Consider the following 225-nt stretch of genomic DNA (forward strand, 5'->3'; position numbering starts at 1 on the left):
AACCTGTTGCTTATGCCGTTTGCCTGGGGCGAACCGCTGTTGCATATCTGGCTGTTAGGCATTCGTATTGACGCCAACGTTATGCAAGGCATCTGGCAAATGACCAAACAGGGCGATGCGATAACGGGGTCGATGGTCTTTTTCTGCGTTATTGGTGCCCCGCTCATTCTGGTGACCTCCATAGCTTATTTATGGTTTGGTAACCGACTGGGAATGAATTTACGT

General features: G+C 49.3%; 1 protein-coding gene. It reads left to right on the plus strand.

The features are described from left to right. The coding region (locus HMPREF0308_RS12855) for a paraquat-inducible protein A (RefSeq protein ID WP_005532557.1) at window positions 1-225 on the plus strand (225 nt) is incomplete at both ends.

It is taken from the genome of Corynebacterium striatum ATCC 6940 (assembly GCF_000159135.1).
Classification (GTDB): domain Bacteria; phylum Actinomycetota; class Actinomycetes; order Mycobacteriales; family Mycobacteriaceae; genus Corynebacterium; species Corynebacterium striatum.